This window comes from Alistipes sp., from assembly GCF_020026455.1.
GTDB lineage: Bacteria > Bacteroidota > Bacteroidia > Bacteroidales > Rikenellaceae > Alistipes.
In genome coordinates, this window is record NZ_JAHHQJ010000007.1 from 74,213 (window position 1) to 90,734 (window position 16,522).

Annotated in this window: 13 protein-coding genes and 1 tRNA gene; 8 read left to right on the plus strand and 6 right to left on the minus strand. The window is 60.1% G+C overall.

Going from position 1 to position 16,522, the window contains the following annotated elements; genetic code table 11:
* Positions 1-151: 151 nt before the first annotated feature.
* The 3 genes from QZ460_RS05675 to QZ460_RS05685 all read right to left on the minus strand — a co-directional run bounded on the left by QZ460_RS05675 (position 152) and on the right by QZ460_RS05685 (position 2,549).
* Positions 152-1,066, minus strand: a complete 915-nt coding sequence (locus tag QZ460_RS05675; protein ID WP_290540609.1) for an AraC family transcriptional regulator — start codon at positions 1,064-1,066, stop codon at positions 152-154.
* A gap of 150 nt (positions 1,067-1,216) precedes the next feature.
* Positions 1,217-2,089, minus strand: a complete 873-nt coding sequence (locus QZ460_RS05680) for a hypothetical protein (RefSeq protein ID WP_290540610.1) — start codon at positions 2,087-2,089, stop codon at positions 1,217-1,219.
* Between the two features lie 193 nt (positions 2,090-2,282).
* Complete coding sequence (locus tag QZ460_RS05685; protein WP_015548070.1) at positions 2,283-2,549, minus strand: type B 50S ribosomal protein L31; 267 nt, start codon at positions 2,547-2,549, stop codon at positions 2,283-2,285.
* A 170-nt stretch (positions 2,550-2,719) separates the two neighbouring features.
* On the opposite strand from QZ460_RS05685, the gene QZ460_RS05690 reads away from it, so the two are divergent.
* Positions 2,720-2,793: transfer RNA gene (locus QZ460_RS05690), tRNA-Ile, on the plus strand.
* A gap of 312 nt (positions 2,794-3,105) precedes the next feature.
* Here the strand turns inward: QZ460_RS05690 and QZ460_RS05695 are convergent.
* On the minus strand, positions 3,106-4,239 hold the full coding sequence (locus tag QZ460_RS05695; protein WP_366934990.1) for an AMP-binding protein: 1,134 nt from the start codon (positions 4,237-4,239) through the stop codon (positions 3,106-3,108).
* On the opposite strand from QZ460_RS05695, the gene QZ460_RS05700 reads away from it, so the two are divergent.
* The 6 genes from QZ460_RS05700 to QZ460_RS05725 all read left to right on the plus strand — a co-directional run bounded on the left by QZ460_RS05700 (position 4,184) and on the right by QZ460_RS05725 (position 12,789).
* A complete protein-coding gene (locus QZ460_RS05700) occupies positions 4,184-5,488 on the plus strand; it encodes a DUF1080 domain-containing protein (RefSeq protein WP_290540612.1) in 1,305 nt (434 codons plus the stop codon). The two genes, QZ460_RS05695 and QZ460_RS05700, sit on opposite strands and share 56 nt — an antisense overlap.
* Positions 5,489-5,575: 87 nt before the next feature.
* Entirely contained in the window at positions 5,576-6,856 is a 1,281-nt protein-coding gene (locus QZ460_RS05705) for a Gfo/Idh/MocA family oxidoreductase (protein ID WP_290540613.1), read from the plus strand.
* 24 nt (positions 6,857-6,880) lie between these two features.
* On the plus strand, positions 6,881-10,237 hold the full coding sequence (locus QZ460_RS05710; protein WP_290540614.1) for a DUF1080 domain-containing protein: 3,357 nt from the start codon (positions 6,881-6,883) through the stop codon (positions 10,235-10,237).
* Positions 10,238-10,396: 159 nt separating this feature from the next.
* Positions 10,397-10,600, plus strand: coding sequence for a twin-arginine translocase TatA/TatE family subunit (gene tatA / locus QZ460_RS05715; RefSeq protein ID WP_290540615.1), 204 nt, complete (start codon positions 10,397-10,399; stop codon positions 10,598-10,600).
* 27 nt (positions 10,601-10,627) lie between these two features.
* Positions 10,628-11,524 carry a twin-arginine translocase subunit TatC gene (gene tatC, locus QZ460_RS05720; RefSeq protein ID WP_290540616.1) on the plus strand — a complete coding sequence of 299 codons (897 nt, stop codon included), beginning with the start codon at positions 10,628-10,630 and terminating at the stop codon, positions 11,522-11,524.
* Between the two features lie 8 nt (positions 11,525-11,532).
* On the plus strand, positions 11,533-12,789 hold the full coding sequence (locus QZ460_RS05725) for a Gfo/Idh/MocA family oxidoreductase (protein WP_290540617.1): 1,257 nt from the start codon (positions 11,533-11,535) through the stop codon (positions 12,787-12,789).
* Between the two features lie 44 nt (positions 12,790-12,833).
* Here QZ460_RS05725 and QZ460_RS05730 read toward each other — a convergent pair whose 3' ends face one another.
* A complete protein-coding gene (locus QZ460_RS05730; RefSeq protein ID WP_290540618.1) occupies positions 12,834-13,928 on the minus strand; it encodes an SGNH/GDSL hydrolase family protein in 1,095 nt (364 codons plus the stop codon).
* Positions 13,929-14,559: 631 nt separating this feature from the next.
* On the opposite strand from QZ460_RS05730, the gene QZ460_RS05735 reads away from it, so the two are divergent.
* The gene (locus tag QZ460_RS05735) at positions 14,560-14,919 is read left to right on the plus strand and encodes a DUF3127 domain-containing protein (RefSeq protein ID WP_290540619.1); all 360 of its coding nucleotides are present in this window, start codon (positions 14,560-14,562) and stop codon (positions 14,917-14,919) included.
* A gap of 243 nt (positions 14,920-15,162) precedes the next feature.
* Here the strand turns inward: QZ460_RS05735 and QZ460_RS05740 are convergent, their stop codons facing one another.
* On the minus strand, positions 15,163-16,275 hold the full coding sequence (locus QZ460_RS05740) for an FKBP-type peptidyl-prolyl cis-trans isomerase (protein ID WP_290540620.1): 1,113 nt from the start codon (positions 16,273-16,275) through the stop codon (positions 15,163-15,165).
* Positions 16,276-16,522: the final 247 nt, after the last annotated feature.

A 16,522-nucleotide genomic window follows, 5' to 3' on the forward strand; every position in this document is an offset into this window, starting at 1 on the left:
CATTTCCCCGATCTCCGGCGCCGGAAACCTGCGCCCTTGCCCCGCATGCGCCGCACCAGGCCGCTGCCGTCGCCCCCTCCGGAATCCGGCAGTGCACCGAAAAATGAAGCCTCAGGGAGGAGGTACTCCGACATCCCCGGCGGGCGGTGGCCTATTTTTTCCGGATCGAATGGATCAGCTGCGCGGGCGTCGCCTGGAGGTAATTCTTGCAGAAACGGCTGAACTGCGTGTAGTAGCGAAACCCGTACTTGTTCATCAGCTCCTTGGTGCTGCCCTCGCCGTCGCGGATGTCGGAGAAGACCTTCAGCGCCTTCTGGCGCATCATCCAGTGATAGACGCTGTCGTTGAAGTGCTCGGCGAAACGGCGTTTGAAGACCGAAAGGCTCATGCCCGCCAGCGAAGCCAGTTCGGCAACGCCCTGCGCCTTGTCGTAATTGTTGCAGACGAAGACGCGGAAATTGTCCTGCGGCTGAATGATCGACTGGAAAAAGTAGGCATGTTCGGTCGGCGTGTAGAGCACCTTGATCATCATGAAAAGCTCGGTGGCCTTCACCCGGTGGTAGCGGACGCAGTCGAACAACTGGTGGATTGTAAACAAGGTGCTCAAAAGCTGCTCGATGGCCGGATGCATCGAAAGCATGGGGGCCGATTCGGTCGGGACGGCCGAGTCATAGGGCATCACCTTGTCGAAAATATCCTGCTCGCAGAATTCGATGCGGTGGATGAGCGACAGCACGACCACATGCGTCTCGTCGTCCCGGGCCGTCACCACGAAGCGTTCGCTGCGGGCAAGGCACACGCATTGTTTCGACACAACAGGCCGCACCGTATCGCTTCCGTCCCTCAGGCGCAAAGACCCGGACATCACGAAGAGGATGCGCACCATGCGGTCCGCGGGGAACGTCACCCCCTCTCCGGCTGCAAACGTGAGCTGCGAAAAGCGACAATAGGTCGACTCGCCGATGCGGCGGAACGGCGCCGGAAACGTGGAACAACTACTGCAATCCGCAGAGCAGCCCTCATTCAATGCCGACTCTTCAAACTGCGGTTGGGGTTGGTTATCCATAATTTATTGATCCGTGTAACGAGTTTTATCTGTTAAAAATACAAAAAAAAAGCAGAAAAGCGAGCATCTCAGCCCCCGGAATGTCCCAAAAAAAGTCCCCGCCACGACCGGCAGGGACTCTGAAAGTTGTTGTAACGACGGACCAACCGCCTATTTGTAACTAATGATCAGAATTTTCGAAGACTCCCAGAACCGCACGGGATCGGTGATGAGCAGTTTCTCGACCACCTTGTTCGGATCGGTCTTCAGTTCGTAGGAACCTTCGGGATGCGAAGTGACGATCGACACCCGCTTCTGCCCGACGGGAATCTCCGACAGCAGGCGCGAATCGGCCATCGTAAAGCTGTCGAAATTGCGGTTCCGGCCGACGGTCAGCGTCCGCCCGATGAACCCCTGTTTGTTGACGATCTGCGCATCGCGCAGTTCCTTCTCGGCCCCCACGATGTAATAGACCGTGTTGAGTTGGTTCTGCAGCTCGACCTTCTCGCCGCTCAGGTTCTCGACCTCGGCACTGCGGACGGCAACCTCCTCGGTCAGGTTCTTCACCTCGACGCCCATCCGATCGAGGCTGGCGTGCAACTGCTCCACCTCGGTTTTCTTCTCCGCCAGCTGGCCGCTCATGTCAGCGATCATCTTCTCCAGACCGTCGATATGCAGATTGGCCTTGCGCAGCAGGGCTGCCGAACGCTGCAGCGACTCGATCTTCGTATGGTTTTCCTGCAGCAGGCGGTCGATGGCCCTGATGTCGTTGCTGATCTCCTCGACGGGACGGCGCCCTCCCTCCGCCTCCTCGGATACGGTGATCAGGGCCTCGCGCGACTTGATCAGCGCAAGGTTCTCCGAAATGGCGTTGATGTCCGCAAACACGGCATTGATCAGCGAGTCCTTCGCGTTGACGACCAACACCAGCGAATCGCTCCTGTTCTCAGCCTCGACGGCAACCTGCCTGCTCACGCAGGAGGCAAGGAGCGCCACGGCGACAGTCGCCGCAGCAATTGTCAGATGCTTCATTTTGTTTTTCATGATTCCGACTGTTTAAAAATTAAAGATTACGCTCTTGTTTGCCTTCAAGTACAAATATATAATAAAAAATAAAATCCCGCACCCGTTTTTTCGCAAAGACCGAAAAAAATTCCCGCAAACGGGCAGGGGCATGAAAAACAACGGGCCGCAACCCTCGGTTGCAGCCCGTTATTTCGTAAATGCGCAAGCAGTCTTACTTCGCATTCTTCTTATCGTAGCGTTTTGCGTAGCGGCTCATAAACTTATCGACGCGACCAGCGGTGTCAACCAACTTCATCTTACCGGTGTAGAACGGGTGCGAGGTGTTGGAAATTTCCATCTTATACACGGGATAGGTTTCGCCGTTCACTTCGATGGTCTCTTTTGTCGAAACGGCGGACCGACACAAAAACACGACGTCGTTGGACATGTCCTTGAACGCCACCAAACGATAATTCTCCGGATGAATACCCTTTTTCATTTCGCTGTTTTTGTTTTTAATTAATGCTTAAGCGCGACAAAGGTACGAATTAATTCGCAACAAACAAGCCCGCGCGTAATTTTTTTCGCTCCCGATGCACTTCGGGGTTGCGCATTCTGAATACTTTTTCTATCTTTGCGCCACGAAAGCGCTCCCGCGGGCGCTGGACCGGGCCCATAGCTCAGTTGGTCAGAGCAGCGGACTCATAATCCGAAGGTCGTGGGATCATGCCCCTCTGGGCCCACTCAAAACCAAAGACTTGCATCGCTGCAAGTCTTTTTTTGTTGGTCCCTCCCGGCGCGGCCCGGCTGGAGACTCGGCCGGGAGGGGGCACCCCGCCGAATCAACCACACGCTCAACAGCACGCGCCGCGATTCGAAACCGCCTCCCGCCGGCAGAGCTCCCTCCGACATGACCATCCGCCAACATGACCCATTCGCCGGCATGGCCCGGCCCTTCGGAGAAAACTCACCACTGCAGAGCGCGCCGCACGGCGGGGAGGGCGATACGGGTGCCGCCGTCGGGCCGCACCCGCAACCCGGCATCCGGGCCCGGATTATTTCCGCTCGTCGACGATGCGGATCTCCTTGCGGCGAATCTTGCCGCTGATGGTCTTGGGCAGCGACTCCACGAATTCGACCACGCGCGGATATTTATATGGTGCCGTGATCCGTTTCACATGATCCTGCAACTCCTTGACCAGCGCCTCTCCGGCCTGCCCGCGGTAAGCTTCGGCAAGCACGACCGTCGCCTTGACGACCTGACCGCGGATCTCGTCGGGGACGCCCGTAATAGCGCATTCGACCACCGCCGGGTGGGTCATCAGGGCACTCTCCACCTCGAACGGCCCGATGCGGTAGCCCGAACTCTTGATCACATCATCGGCGCGCCCCGCGAACCAGTAGTAGCCGTCCTCGTCGCGCCAGGCCACATCGCCCGTGTAGTACACCCCGTCGTGCCACGTCTGGCGGGTCAGTTCTTCGTTCCGGTAGTAGCCCTTGAACAGGCCGAAGGGCCTGTCACGGTCGGTACGGATCACGATCTGCCCCTGCTCGCCGTCCTCGGCCGAACGGCCGTCGGGCGTCAGGAGGTCGATCCGGTACTGGGGATTGGGCACGCCCATGCTCCCGGGTTTGGACTCCATCCAGGGGAACGTGGCCAGCGTCAGCGTCGTCTCGGTCTGCCCGAAGCCCTCCATCAGCCGGATGCCCGTCAGCCGCAGGAAGGTGTCGTACACGGCCCCATTCAGCGCCTCGCCCGCCGCAGCGACAATGCGCCGGCGGGGAGGGCGCCTCCGCCGCGGGGTTTTGCCGGAAGTCCGCACCGGCGCCGAAACACGCCCGGCATCGTGAATCCGGGAACTGTCGTTCCGGAACCTGCGGACATCCAAGCCCCACACAACCGCCCGCCACGGCCCATGAGCGGAAAAATAGCGTATATTTATAGTATCGTGCCATTTTTTATGCCTTGCGTGTTCGTTTGTTTCCTGAAAATAATTACTTTTGCAAAAAGACCGTGAAAGCATTCGCAAGTCATTTCCTTTACAAAACAAAACCTCACGGTTTACAAAGGAAACGAACCGGATGATTTTCGGACACGACAACCGCCAATCATGAACCCCTAATATTGAACTTATGAAATCGAACCCAAACCACACCCTGTTCCGCACGCTGCTCGCGGCGGGACTCATCGCAGCCGGGCTCTGCTCCTGCGGCCCCAAGCACAACACCCTCACCCAAGAGGAAATTGCCGACGGCTGGCAGCTGCTCTTCGACGGCAAAAGCCTCGACCAATGGAAAGACTTCAACGGAGACTCGCTCTCGATGCCCTGGCGCGTGGTGGACGGATGCATTCAGGCCGCCGGCGACGGGGACGACCTGTCGGGCTACATCGTCACCAAAAAGCAGTATGAGAACTTCATCCTCGACTGGGACTGGAAACTCTCCTACGGCGGCAACAGCGGCATGCTCTACCACGTGGTCGAGAATCCCTATTTCAAGGTTCCCTACGTCACCGGCCCGGAGTATCAGCTGATCGACAACGAAGGCTGGGAGGCCACCAACGCCCCGACGCGGCTCGAAGAGTGGCAGAAACTGGGCGTGGACTACGCCATGCACCTGCCCGCCGCCGATTCGCTGCAGGTCAACCCGCAGGGCGAGTGGAACTCGTCGCGCATCGTCTGCGACAACGGTCACGTGGAGCATTGGCTCAACGGCCGCAAGATCCTCGAATTCGAAGCCTGGACCAACGACTGGTTCGCCCGCAAGAACAGCGGAAAATGGGAGATGGCGCCCGAATACGGACTGGCGCACCGCGGCGTGCTGTGTCTCCAGGACCACGGTTATCCCGCATCGTTCCGCAACCTGAAAATCAAGGAGCTGCCCCGCAAGGCCGGCCGCAAGGTCGAGCTCTTCAACGGCCGCGACCTCACGGGATGGGAAGTATACGGAACCGAGAAATGGTATGTCAACAAGGATGGCCTGCTGGTCTGCGAGAGCGGTCCCGACAAAGAATACGGCTACCTCGCCACGCGCGAATACTACGATGATTTCGACCTGACCCTGGAGTTCAAGCAACTCGCCAACGGCAACTCCGGAGTCTTCTTCCGCTCGTTCGTCGAGCCGCCGGTGAAGGTCCACGGCTGGCAGTGCGAAGTGGCCCCGAAGAACCACGACACGGCGGGCATCTACGAGTCCTACGGCCGCGGATGGCTGGCCCAGATCCCCGACGAGAAGGAGTCGATCCTCAAGAAGCGAGACTGGAACACGCTGCGCCTGAGGGTACAGGGCGACCGCGTGCAGACGTGGCTCAACGGCCAGGAGATGGTGGACATCACCGATGCGAAGATCGGAGCCGCACAGGGACGCATCGCCCTGCAGATTCACGACGGAGGCGGCATCAAGGTCCTCTGGCGCAACATCCGGCTGACGACCCTCTAAACAAACGGCGGTTCCCCATCGGAGGGGACCGCTGTTTCTTCGACCCTTTTATGGACTGCATCCCCAAAAAACACAACCTGAAATACTATGAGTAACCGCAGAGATTTTCTGAAAAAGGCCGGCGGACTGGCCCTGCTGACCATCGTGCCGCGCAGCGTGCTCGGAGGCTCCAAATTCATCGCCCCGAGCGACCAGCTCACGAAGGGCATCATCGGCGTGGGCGGCATCGGCAAGAGCAGCTATCACTTCACCTCCGACGACGCGTGCCGTCTGGTGGCGGTCTGCGATGTCGACCGCAAACACCTTGAAAGCGCCGTCGCTCTGGGCCGCAAGAAGTTCGACAAGACCCTCGAAAGCTATCACGACTACCGGGATCTGATCACCGACCCCAATGTCGACATCGTACACATCGCCACCCCGCCCCACTGGCACGGCATCATGGCCGTCGAGGCGGCCAAGGCCGGCAAGGACATCTGGTGCGAGAAGCCCATGACGCGCACCATCGGCGAGGGCAAGCGCGTGGTGGAGGCCGTCAGGCAAAACGGCCGCATCTTCCGGCTGAACACCTGGTTCCGCTTCCAGGACACCTTCTACGGACTGGGAACGACGGTCGAGCCGCTCAAGAAACTCGTCGACAGCGGTCTGCTGGGGTGGCCCCTCAAGGTGACCATCTCCGGAACCACGGGATTCGCCTGGAAATTCTTCTGGGTGGGACAGGAGAACCTCAAGCCCCAATCCGTCCCGGAGGAGCTGGACTACGACATGTGGCTCGGACCTGCTCCCTACAAACCCTACAACAAACACCGCGTGCACGCCACCTTCCGCGGCTACTGGGACTACGACGGAGGAGGACTCACCGATATGGGCCAGCACTACATGGACCCCGTGCAGTATCTGCTGGGCAAGGACGACACCTCGCCCGTGAAGATCGAGGTCGACGCTCCGCAGCAGCATCCCGACGCCGTGGGCATCTGGCGCAAGATCGTATATACCTACGATGACGGCTGCCAGATTGTGCTCGAAGGCGAGGGATACGAAAGCAAGGGCAAGGTCCCCTACATCGAAGGCCCGCTGGGCAAGGTCTATCAGGGTTTCGAGTGCACGATCCCCGACGTCATGGAGAAGATCGCCGAGATGCCCGACCCCGAGCCGCAGAACACCGATTTCCTGGCATGCGTGCGCAACCGCGAGCCCTTCGCCCTCGACGAAAACAAGGGACACCGCAGTTCCACGCTCGTAAACCTCGGGGCATGCGCCCTGCGCCTGAACCGAACGCTGCATTTCGACCCCGACAAGCAACTCTTCGTGGGGGACGAGGCCGCCAACCGGCTCATCGACCAGCCGATGCGCACGCCGTGGAAAATCTGATAACGCCCAAAACCTGAAAAAATCATGAAAAAGCTATTTATCACCATACTCCTCGCCGCCCTGATGCCCTTCGCAGCCGGTGCGCAGGACGCACGCCAGCGCACCCCCGAGACGATCGTGGCGGACGCCCTGGCCCAACTCCCGGCCCAGACCCCCAAGGCGTTCGACGGCCTGATGCAGGAACTTGCGGCGACCGGAGCCGACGGAATACGGATGATGGCCGCCATGCTCGTGCCCGCGGCCGAAGGAGAGAACGCCCCCGTGGAATATGCCATCAACGGAGTGGTGAGCTACGTGACCGCCGCAGGCCGCGAAGCGTTGGCCCGGGAGATTAGCGCCGGACTCTCGGCAGCCGTGGAGGCCACGACGGACAAAGCCAACCAGGCATTCCTGCTCTCGCAGCTGCAACTGTGTGCAACGGCGGCCGAAGCCTCCGTATTCGTGAAATACGCCGCAGACGAATACCTCGCCGACCACGCCATACGCGGACTGATCTCCACGCCCGGAACCGACGGGGAGATCCTCGCGCTGATCGACGCAAGTCCGGCTCCGAACGCCCTGCTGGCCTATGCCGCCGCGGAGAAGGGTCTTGCGGCTGCAGAACCCGCACTCCTGAAATGGGCTGCAGATCCCAAGACCAACACGCCGACGAAAGAGAGTATCCGGAACGCACTGGCCAAATGCGGCACCGCCGCCTCGATCGCGCCGCTCGCAGCTGCGGCAAAGGCCGAAGGATACGCCTTCACGGCAACGGATGCAACGGGTGCCTACGTCGCCCTGATCACGCGGCTCGCGGCTGCCGGACAGAGCAAGGCCGTCGCTGCTGCCAGAGCTTTGCGGAAAGCCGACATGCCCCGGAACATCCGGATCGCCGGTCTGGAGATCGTCCTCGGCCAGGATGCCAAAAAGCAGACGGCGGAACTGCTCGCCGCGCTGAAAGACGCCGACCGCGAATACCGCTGTGCGGCGCTCGACTTCGCCACCGACTTCGCCGACAACGCCCTGTACGCCGCAATCGCGAAGAGAATGCCCTCGCTCTCCGACGCCGCGAAAACCGACGTTGTGAGCTGGCTCGGAGCTCGCCATGCCGCATCGCAGGTCGGCACCGTGACCGCAGCCATCGCCTCGGCCGACGAAGAACTGGCCCGGGCCGCCATCCGCGCCGCCGGAAGGATCGGAGGAGAGGAGGCCCTCGACGCGCTCATCGCGCAGCTTGGAGGCGCACATGCCCAAGAGGCGGAGGATGCTCTCGCGGCATTCAACGGAGAGACCAGCGCCGCATTTGTCGCGGCACTCGACAAAGATCCCGCCACGCAGGCCAATGTCCTGAAACTCGTCGCCAAAAGGCGCATCAGCCCGGCGGCCGAGAAGGTATTCGCCCTGCTCGACTCCCCGAACGGAGAGGTGCGCGCGGCGGCCTACGAGGCGCTGGCCGGAGTTACGACCCCCGCAGACTTCAACAGGCTGTGCACCCTGCTGAACGAGGCCCAGGAGAGCGACGTGGAGGCCCTGCAGGCCGGATTGAAGAACGCCCTGGCCAAAGAATCCTCCGACATGCAGTACAGGATGGTGTCAGAGCAGATGGCCGCCGCTCCCCAGAAGGCCCTTTACTATCCCCTGCTGGCACAGGCCGCCGGCAAAGAGGCGATCGACGCCCTGCTGACCGCCGACGACCGCGAAGCCGCATTTGCGGCTCTGCTCACGGTGGAGAACCCCGCCATGACCGACGTGCTCTACCGGCTCGCCGAAAAGAACCCCGCATGGACCGACGACGCCATTGCGCGCTATGCGGAGTTCGTCTCGAAGTCAGCCGATACGCCTATGCGCAAATACCAGCTGTACCGCCGCGGACTGGAGGCGAACCCCTCGCCCAAGGTGCAGCACATGCTGCTCAAGGCACTCGCCCGGACCCCGGTATTCCCGGCACTGACGCTCGCCGCCAACTACATGGACGAGCCCGCACTGGCCGAAGCCGCCGCCATGGTCGTGAAGACCGTCGTTGCGAAGAACCCCGAGCTGGGAGGAGAGACCGTAGCCGCAGCCCTGAAAAAGGCACTGGAGATATATGTCGAACTGGCCAAAACCGACGCCGATGCCGGTTACGCCGTCGACGAGATCAAGGGGCTTCTGGCCAAACTCCCCGCCGAAGGGTATCTCCCGGCATCGCTCGACCCGAGCGAATGGGAAGCCGTGGTCGGCAATCCCGAGACCCGCAAGGCGATGAAGGCCAAGGCGCTGGCGAAAGCCCGACAGGAGGCCCGGGCCGCGATGGAGAAGAACTGGACCGCCGCCCAAGGTGTCCTGACCGGAGCCGCCGACGGAGGTGTGATCGGATCGGCGAAGAGTTACGAAAACTTCGAGCTGATCTTCGAATGGAAGACCGAAGGCGCAGCCATGATGGGGATCCGCTCGATCCCGCAGATCGCACTCGGAGGGGAGGAGTCCGGAGCCCTGACGGGCAACACGCTCCACGCCGACCACACACCCCGGGCCGCCGCAAACGGTCCGCAGGAGTGGAACACGATGCAGGTGAGGGTGGTCAACGACCGCGTGACGGTCACACTCAACGGCATCACGACCGCCGAGAACGCAATCCTCGAGAACGCATGCAAGCGCGAGATCGCCGCCTACACCCAGGGACAGATCCTGCTCATCGCCGGAAACGCACCCCTCGCCATCCGCGAAATGTATATTCGCGAACTGCCGGCCACGCCGCGCTTCGAGCTCCTGGAGGAGGAGGCTGCCGAAGGCTTCGAGGTGCTCTTCGACGGAACCTCGATGCACAAGTGGACCGGGAACTTCTCCAACTACATCCCCGTCGACGGAACGATCTACGTGACGGCCCAGTACGGCGGTTCGGGCAACCTGTACACCCGGAAGGTGTACGGAGATTTCATTCTCCGCTTCGAATTCGCCTTCGACAAGGAGGGGGTCAACAACGGCATCGGCATACGCACCCCCATGGGCGTCGACGCCGCCTATCACGGCATGGAGATCCAGGTGCTCGACCATGACGCCCCAATCTACAAGGACCTGCACGTATACCAGCAGCACGGATCGGTCTACGGAATCATCCCGGCCAAGCGTGTGAAATTTCCGCCCCTGGGAACCTGGAACGTCGAGGAGATCCGCGCCGTGGGCGACCGCATCACCGTGACGGTCAACGGCGAAGTGATTCTCGACGGAGACATCCGCCAGGCCTGCCAGGGACACAACGTCGCCCCCGACGGCGGGAAGCACAACCCCTACACCGTGGACCACAACAACCATCCCGGACTCTTCAACACCTCGGGACACATCGGTCTGCTCGGACACGGTCCCGGCATCAAGTTTCGCAACATCCGCATCAAGGAACTGCCCGCTCCGAAGGCTAAAAAATAGCCCCGCCCTGCCGAAAACGAACCCGCCCGAATTTCCGGGCGGGTTTTCGCGAAACACAGGCCCGAATATCGCAAAAATTGTGTTATATTTGCAAAGAATAGGCCGGAGAGCATCTCCGCGCCGTCAAGTGCAACGTAAGAAACCTAAAAGAAAAACACCATGTTCATCCCTTATGCAATCGGTTACGGGCAGATCCTCGTAATCGTGTTGGTAGTCATCCTGCTCTTCGGAGGCAAGAAAATCCCCGAACTGATGCGCGGACTGGGCCGCGGCGTCAAAGAATTCAAGGATGCCGTCAACAAAGACTATACGGCCGAAGACAACAAACCCGAAGACAAATCGGGAGCCGGGAAGACCGAATAATCACACCTGTTTCGCGGCGGCAAACCAATGAACATGAAAAAAAAGGATCCGGAATCGACCGATATGACGTTTTTCGAGCACATCGACGCCCTGCGACCTCATCTGGTGCGGGGTGTGATGGCAATCGGAGTCATCGGACTGGTAGCCTTCTTCTGCAAGAGTTTCATTATCGACACGGTGCTGTTCGGGCCCCAAAGCCCGGACTTCCCCACCAACCGCATGCTGACATGGGTGGGCGCCCGCTGGGCCCATATGGCCGAATGGCTCAACAGCGTGCTCGGGACATCGTTCGACACCAATCCGGAGACCTTCCGCATCGCCAACGACCGGTTCTCGATCATCAACACCTCGCTGTCCGGACAGTTCAACCTCCACATGAAGATCTCGCTCCTGACGGGGCTGGCATTGGCCATGCCCTACACGCTGTGGGAGTTCTGGCGCTTCGTGAAGCCAGCACTCACACCGAAGGAGATTCAGGGAACCCACCTGTTCGTATTCTGGGTGTCGCTCTGTTTCTTCGGAGGCCTGCTGTTCGGCTATTTCGTCATGGCGCCGCTGTCGATCAACTTCTTCGCCAACTACCAGGCCAGCGAGTTCATCACCAACATGTTCGACATCAGCGACTATCTGACAACCGTCATCATCGTCTCGATAGCCTGTGCCTTCATGTTCGAACTGCCGCTACTGATCTACTTCCTGACCCGCATGGGGCTGGTTTCGGCCGGATTTCTCCGCAAATACCGACGCCATGCATTCGTCATCCTGCTTGTCGTCGCGGCCATCATAACCCCGCCCGACATCTTCAGCCTCATTCTGGTGATCCTGCCGCTATACGGGCTGTATGAATTGAGCATCAAACTCGCAACCCGGATCGAGCGCAGACACGCCGCCGAAGAGTACCCGACGGAGGAAACGACGGAATAAGTGAAGAGATGGAGCGAACAAATGCAACGAAACCCGTCACGATCGTAGCCATCGGGGCGGGCAACCGAACCAACAAATACCTCGAATATGCCATCCGCAACCCCGACCGGCTGAAACTGGTCGGCGTCGCGGAACTCAACGACATCCGTCGCCACGCAATAGCCGCAAAATTCGGACTGATGCCCGAACAGTGCTTTGCCGACTACAACCGGTTTTTCGAAAATCCCCTACCGGCCGATGCCATACTGATCGGGACGCCCGAAAACATGCACTTCGATCCCTGCATGAAGGCCATCGAGGCGGGTTACAACGTCCTGCTCGAAAAGCCCATCGCACAGACGCTGCCCGAGTGCTGCCGCATCGCCGAAGCGGCACAGCGCAAAGGAGTCATCGTCGGCGTATGCCACGTCCTGCGATACCACCCCTACTTCATCAAGATCAAGGAGATCGTCGACTCGGGGCAGCTGGGCGAGATCATATCGATCAACCACCTCGCAGCCGTGGGGCTCGACCGGACCACACACGGATTTGTCCGCGGCATGTGGCGCCGGGAGGAGATCACCAACCCGATGCTGATCTCGAAATGCTGCCACGACATCGACTTCCTGCTGTGGCTCACCGAAGCACGCTGCCGCAAGTTGTCCTCGTTCGGATCCCTGCGCTGGTTCCGGGCCGAGAACGCCCCGGAGGGGAGCACGGACCGGTGCATCGACTGTCCGCTGGAAAAGGAGTGTCCCTATTCGGCCGTGGACCTCTACTACAACCGTCGCGACTGGATTTCGAATTTCGACGTCCCGGAAGGCACGACCATCGACGAAGTCATACTCCGCCAGCTGCGCACGGGCGACTACGGCCGATGCGTGTTCCGCTGCGACAACGACGTGGTGGACCACCAGATCGTGTCCATGGAACTGGAGAACGACATCACGATCTCCTTCTCGATGGATGCATTCACCCTCGGCGACCAGCGAGAGACCCACATCCGGCTGACTCACGGCGAGATCGACGGAGACGAACGCATCCTGCGCGTGCGCCGCTTCCGAGGCGGGGATGAGCAGGTATACGACTTCTCCGACATCCTCGGCACCCCGTTCCACGCCGGGGCCGACCTGAATCTGATCGAGGACTTCGTCGACACGATCAGCCGCAGGGAGCACCGCTTCCGTACATCGATCGGCAAATCGGTCGAAAGCCACCGCATCTGCTTCGAAGCGGAACGCAGCAGGCTATCCGGGCAGACCGTGATCCTCGACCGAACACGCTGACCGGCAACAAGCAACACACCCTCCGACCTGCCGCCCGGCGCGCATCAGCGGATTCCGTATTTCCGGAAAATCCGGCGCAGCTGCGGTTCGAGATGGCGGGTCATGTACATGAAACCCTGATCGGAGGGATGCGAACCGTCGACCGTCCCGAGGTGATCCGTGCCGATCATTCCCCGCGAGTCGATGAAGTAGATGTTCCGGTCGTGTTTCATCAGCCGCCGGACTCCCGCTTCGGCGGCGGCGCGCTTGTCGGATTCGAATTTCCGCGCCCGGAGGTTGAAATTCACGGTTTCGCGAATCTCGGTCTGAATGAAGATCAGCGGCGTCGATGGATGCGCCCTGCGGACGGTCGCCACGAAGGCGTCGAGCCGCTCCTCGATCTCCCCGCCACTCGGGTTGGAGAAGGCATCGAACACAAAGGCGTCGGCATCCATCCCGGCCAGCATCCGCGCAAATTCAGGTTGCAGCCTGCACTGTCCGCTGTAACCGAGATTCAGGAAATCGAGCCCCATCCGGCGGGCCAGCCGTGCTGTCCAGGTCATGCCGGGGCGCCCGGCCGAAGCACCGTGGGTGATGCTCGACCCGAACACCACGATCCGGTGACGGAACGGGTTCGGAACGGACTCGATGCGGCAGTCCGCATCGATGCCCAGCTCCAGCGAAAGCACCTCGTCCCACAGGGGCAGGTAGAGGAGGCAGGTCTTTTCCCCCGCATCCATATATTCGACCAGCGCGCTGTCGTGGTTGTCGCCCCTGGGCCATCCGAAGCCGGCGGAGATCCACTGCCCGTCGCGCTCGATGTAGAGGTCGAGACCTTTGCGGGCGATAGGGGTCATGTTGTGCCCCAGGGCATATCCGCCGGTTTTCCACCGGGCCCGGATCGTCCGGCTGTCGGTGCGGAAGACGACGGCCAGTCCGGTGGAGAAGGTCGAATAGGTCTTCACCGGCGGCCAGAGGTCATAACGGGCCGTGTCGACCCGCTGGAACGGATGGGGCGTGGGCATGCTCTTGCCGATGAGGGTCAGCGTTGCGGCATCGACGTAACGAAGCAGCGGCTTCTCCTGCGCCGTGGCGGCATGGAGCGTCAGCAGCAGCACGGGCAGCACGAAGTTGCGGAAAACGAGGGAAAGGTTCTTCATGGTATCGGAATTTAAGGGTATTCGGGGTGACCGGCCGGCAGACTCCGCAGTTACGGGGTGCATAAGCGGAATTGCGGTCCGAGGGCCGCACCCGCACGGTGACGCGGCGGCACACAGCATTCCGGTTCCGCAAAAGGCATGCGGCCGATGCGGGGAGGAGCCGTCCTCAGGCTGTCGGCTTGCGGCCGATGCGGCCCGTGAAGGCCGATGCCGTCGGATAAATCCGCGGGGATTCCCTCCGGACAGGCGGCAGGCCGCACCACCAAAAGCGCTCTTTTCTTCATCATGGACAAAGCGGTCAATCCACCGGACGCAGCCGAATTCCGGACCATCCGGCGGAACTCGCCGACAAAAAAATCGTTACAACATCAAAGATAATTCAAAAAAAGCAAAAGACGCAATCCCAGGTCCTGCTTTTTCGGTCTGATTGCGGACCAAGGGGTCGGCGGCGGCGCGCCAGGAGGACAGTCTGCCTCATCCGGCCAAGGCAGACGAAACGGGGAGCAGGCGGCGGTTCCGGGGCCGAAACATCCATTCGGCGATCGCCGGGCCCGGGCGTTTTTTCCGCGGCAAAGGCTCCGAATGTCCCGAAAAATTGCTACCTTTGTCACAAATAAACCCTATTTATACTATGGAATTCGAAGGAAGCGTTTACAAAATACTGCCCGTGACGAAGGGAACGTCGACGCGCGGCGAGTGGCAGCGTCAAGATGTGGTTTTCGAAATGAACGAAGGCTCTTTCACGCGCAAAATCTGCGTTACGTTCTTCAACAAGCCCGAAGACGTGGCCCGTCTGAGGGAGGGTGCGACCTACAACGTTTCGGTCAACATCGAGTCGCGCGAATACAACGGCCGCTGGTACACCGACATCCGCGCATGGCGTTTGCAGCCCAAGCAGGAGGCTGCGGCTCCGATGCCCGACATGCCGCCCATCGGCGAGGAGCCGTCCTACGCATCTTCGCCCGCACAGGTCGACGACCTGCCCTTCTAAACAAAAATTCCGGGACCGCCAAACAGGGGAGGGGAAGGAATAGAGCGCATCAGGCTTTCAACCGAAGCGCATCGGAGACGACAAACAAGGTCTCCGACCCCTACAAACAGAAAGTCCCGGGACTTTCAAACGGATGCAAAAAATCCGGTCTTCGACAATTGAAGGCCGGATTTTTTATGGTTCCGGTCGCAAAAAAATCCGGATGCGCCTATGGCACATCCGGATTCATTTTTCGCGGTCCGACTATTTTGCGGGAGCAACCTCGAGCTTCTCGGCCGTAGCGGTCGAATCAACCGAAACAGGCTCCACATAGGGAGTGACGTCGATCAGCTCAACCTCGAATTCCAGCGCCTCGTTGGGGCCGATGTCACGACCTGCACCGCGGGCACCGTAAGCCAGGTCGGAGGGAATCCAGAGCATGATCTTACCGCCCTTGCCCACCAGCTGCAGACCCTCGGTCCATCCGGGAATCACGCGATTGAGCGGGAACTCGACGGGCTCGTCCTTGTCGAAATCATCGGGACGCTGCTTCTTGATCATCTCCTGCTGCTCCTTCGAACGGTTGGCGAACTTCGAGGAGTCGAACACCTTGCCTTCGCGGGTACGGCCCGTATAGTGCACCTTCACCACGTCGCGCGGATCCTTGGGCATGATCGAAGCGTCGCCCTCCTCGGTGACCTTATAGAGCAGGCCCGACTCGGTCTTCTTCACACCGGATTTCTTCTCCATCTTCTCCAGCCACACCTTCGAAGCCTCGGCATTCTCGGCCGGACGCTTCACCATGAAGTAGTACTGCAGGTACTGGTTGACCTCGTCCTCGGTCATTTTGGCGTTGTTGTCGCGCACGTTCTGCATGGACTCGCCGATCCAAACCAGCTGGATGGGCATGCCGCTCTGTGCGATGTTGTAACCGATGTCGTTACCGAAGGCATAGGAGATCTCGGCACGCTCCTCCTCGCTCTCGAACATCTCGGGATCGGCTGCGGGATACTCCACTTTGGTCGAGTCGCCGCCGGCCAGACGTACACTGTCCGCCTCGGCACGCTTCTCGGCCACGGCACGCGCACGCTCGCCGCGCTTGGTCATGAAATACTCGCGCAACAGTTCGAGCGACTTGTCGTGCTCCTGGGAGGCTTTGCCCAGGGCGCTCTCCTGGATGCCCTTGTCCACGGCCTTGAAATCGAACGGAATATCCTTCATTTCATAGCTCATGCCATAGCCGATGTTGGCTCCGAGCGCATACGACAGGGAGTCGAACTCGGACAGGCTGCCCAGCTGTACCCCGCCCTTGTTTCCTCCGCAGGAGGCGAGCATTGCGGCACCTGCAAGCACCGCAGCAAAATAGATCTTTTTCATTGTTGTTTTTTACTATATTTGATGTTTACCTGTTATACATTCGTCGGAACAACCGCACGCGCAAAGACAGGCAAACCGGGCGCAGCAGTGAATGTATCCGGCGCTGCCGGGAGCCGCCTGTCCAAGCGAATGTTTATTTTCGGCAAAGATATAAAAATTTTGTTAACGAAATGATTCCGAGCAACTATTTTGGCGAAAACCCCGGACCGGCCGTTCGGTCGTCGAGACCCTGCTGCCGAACGGAGCC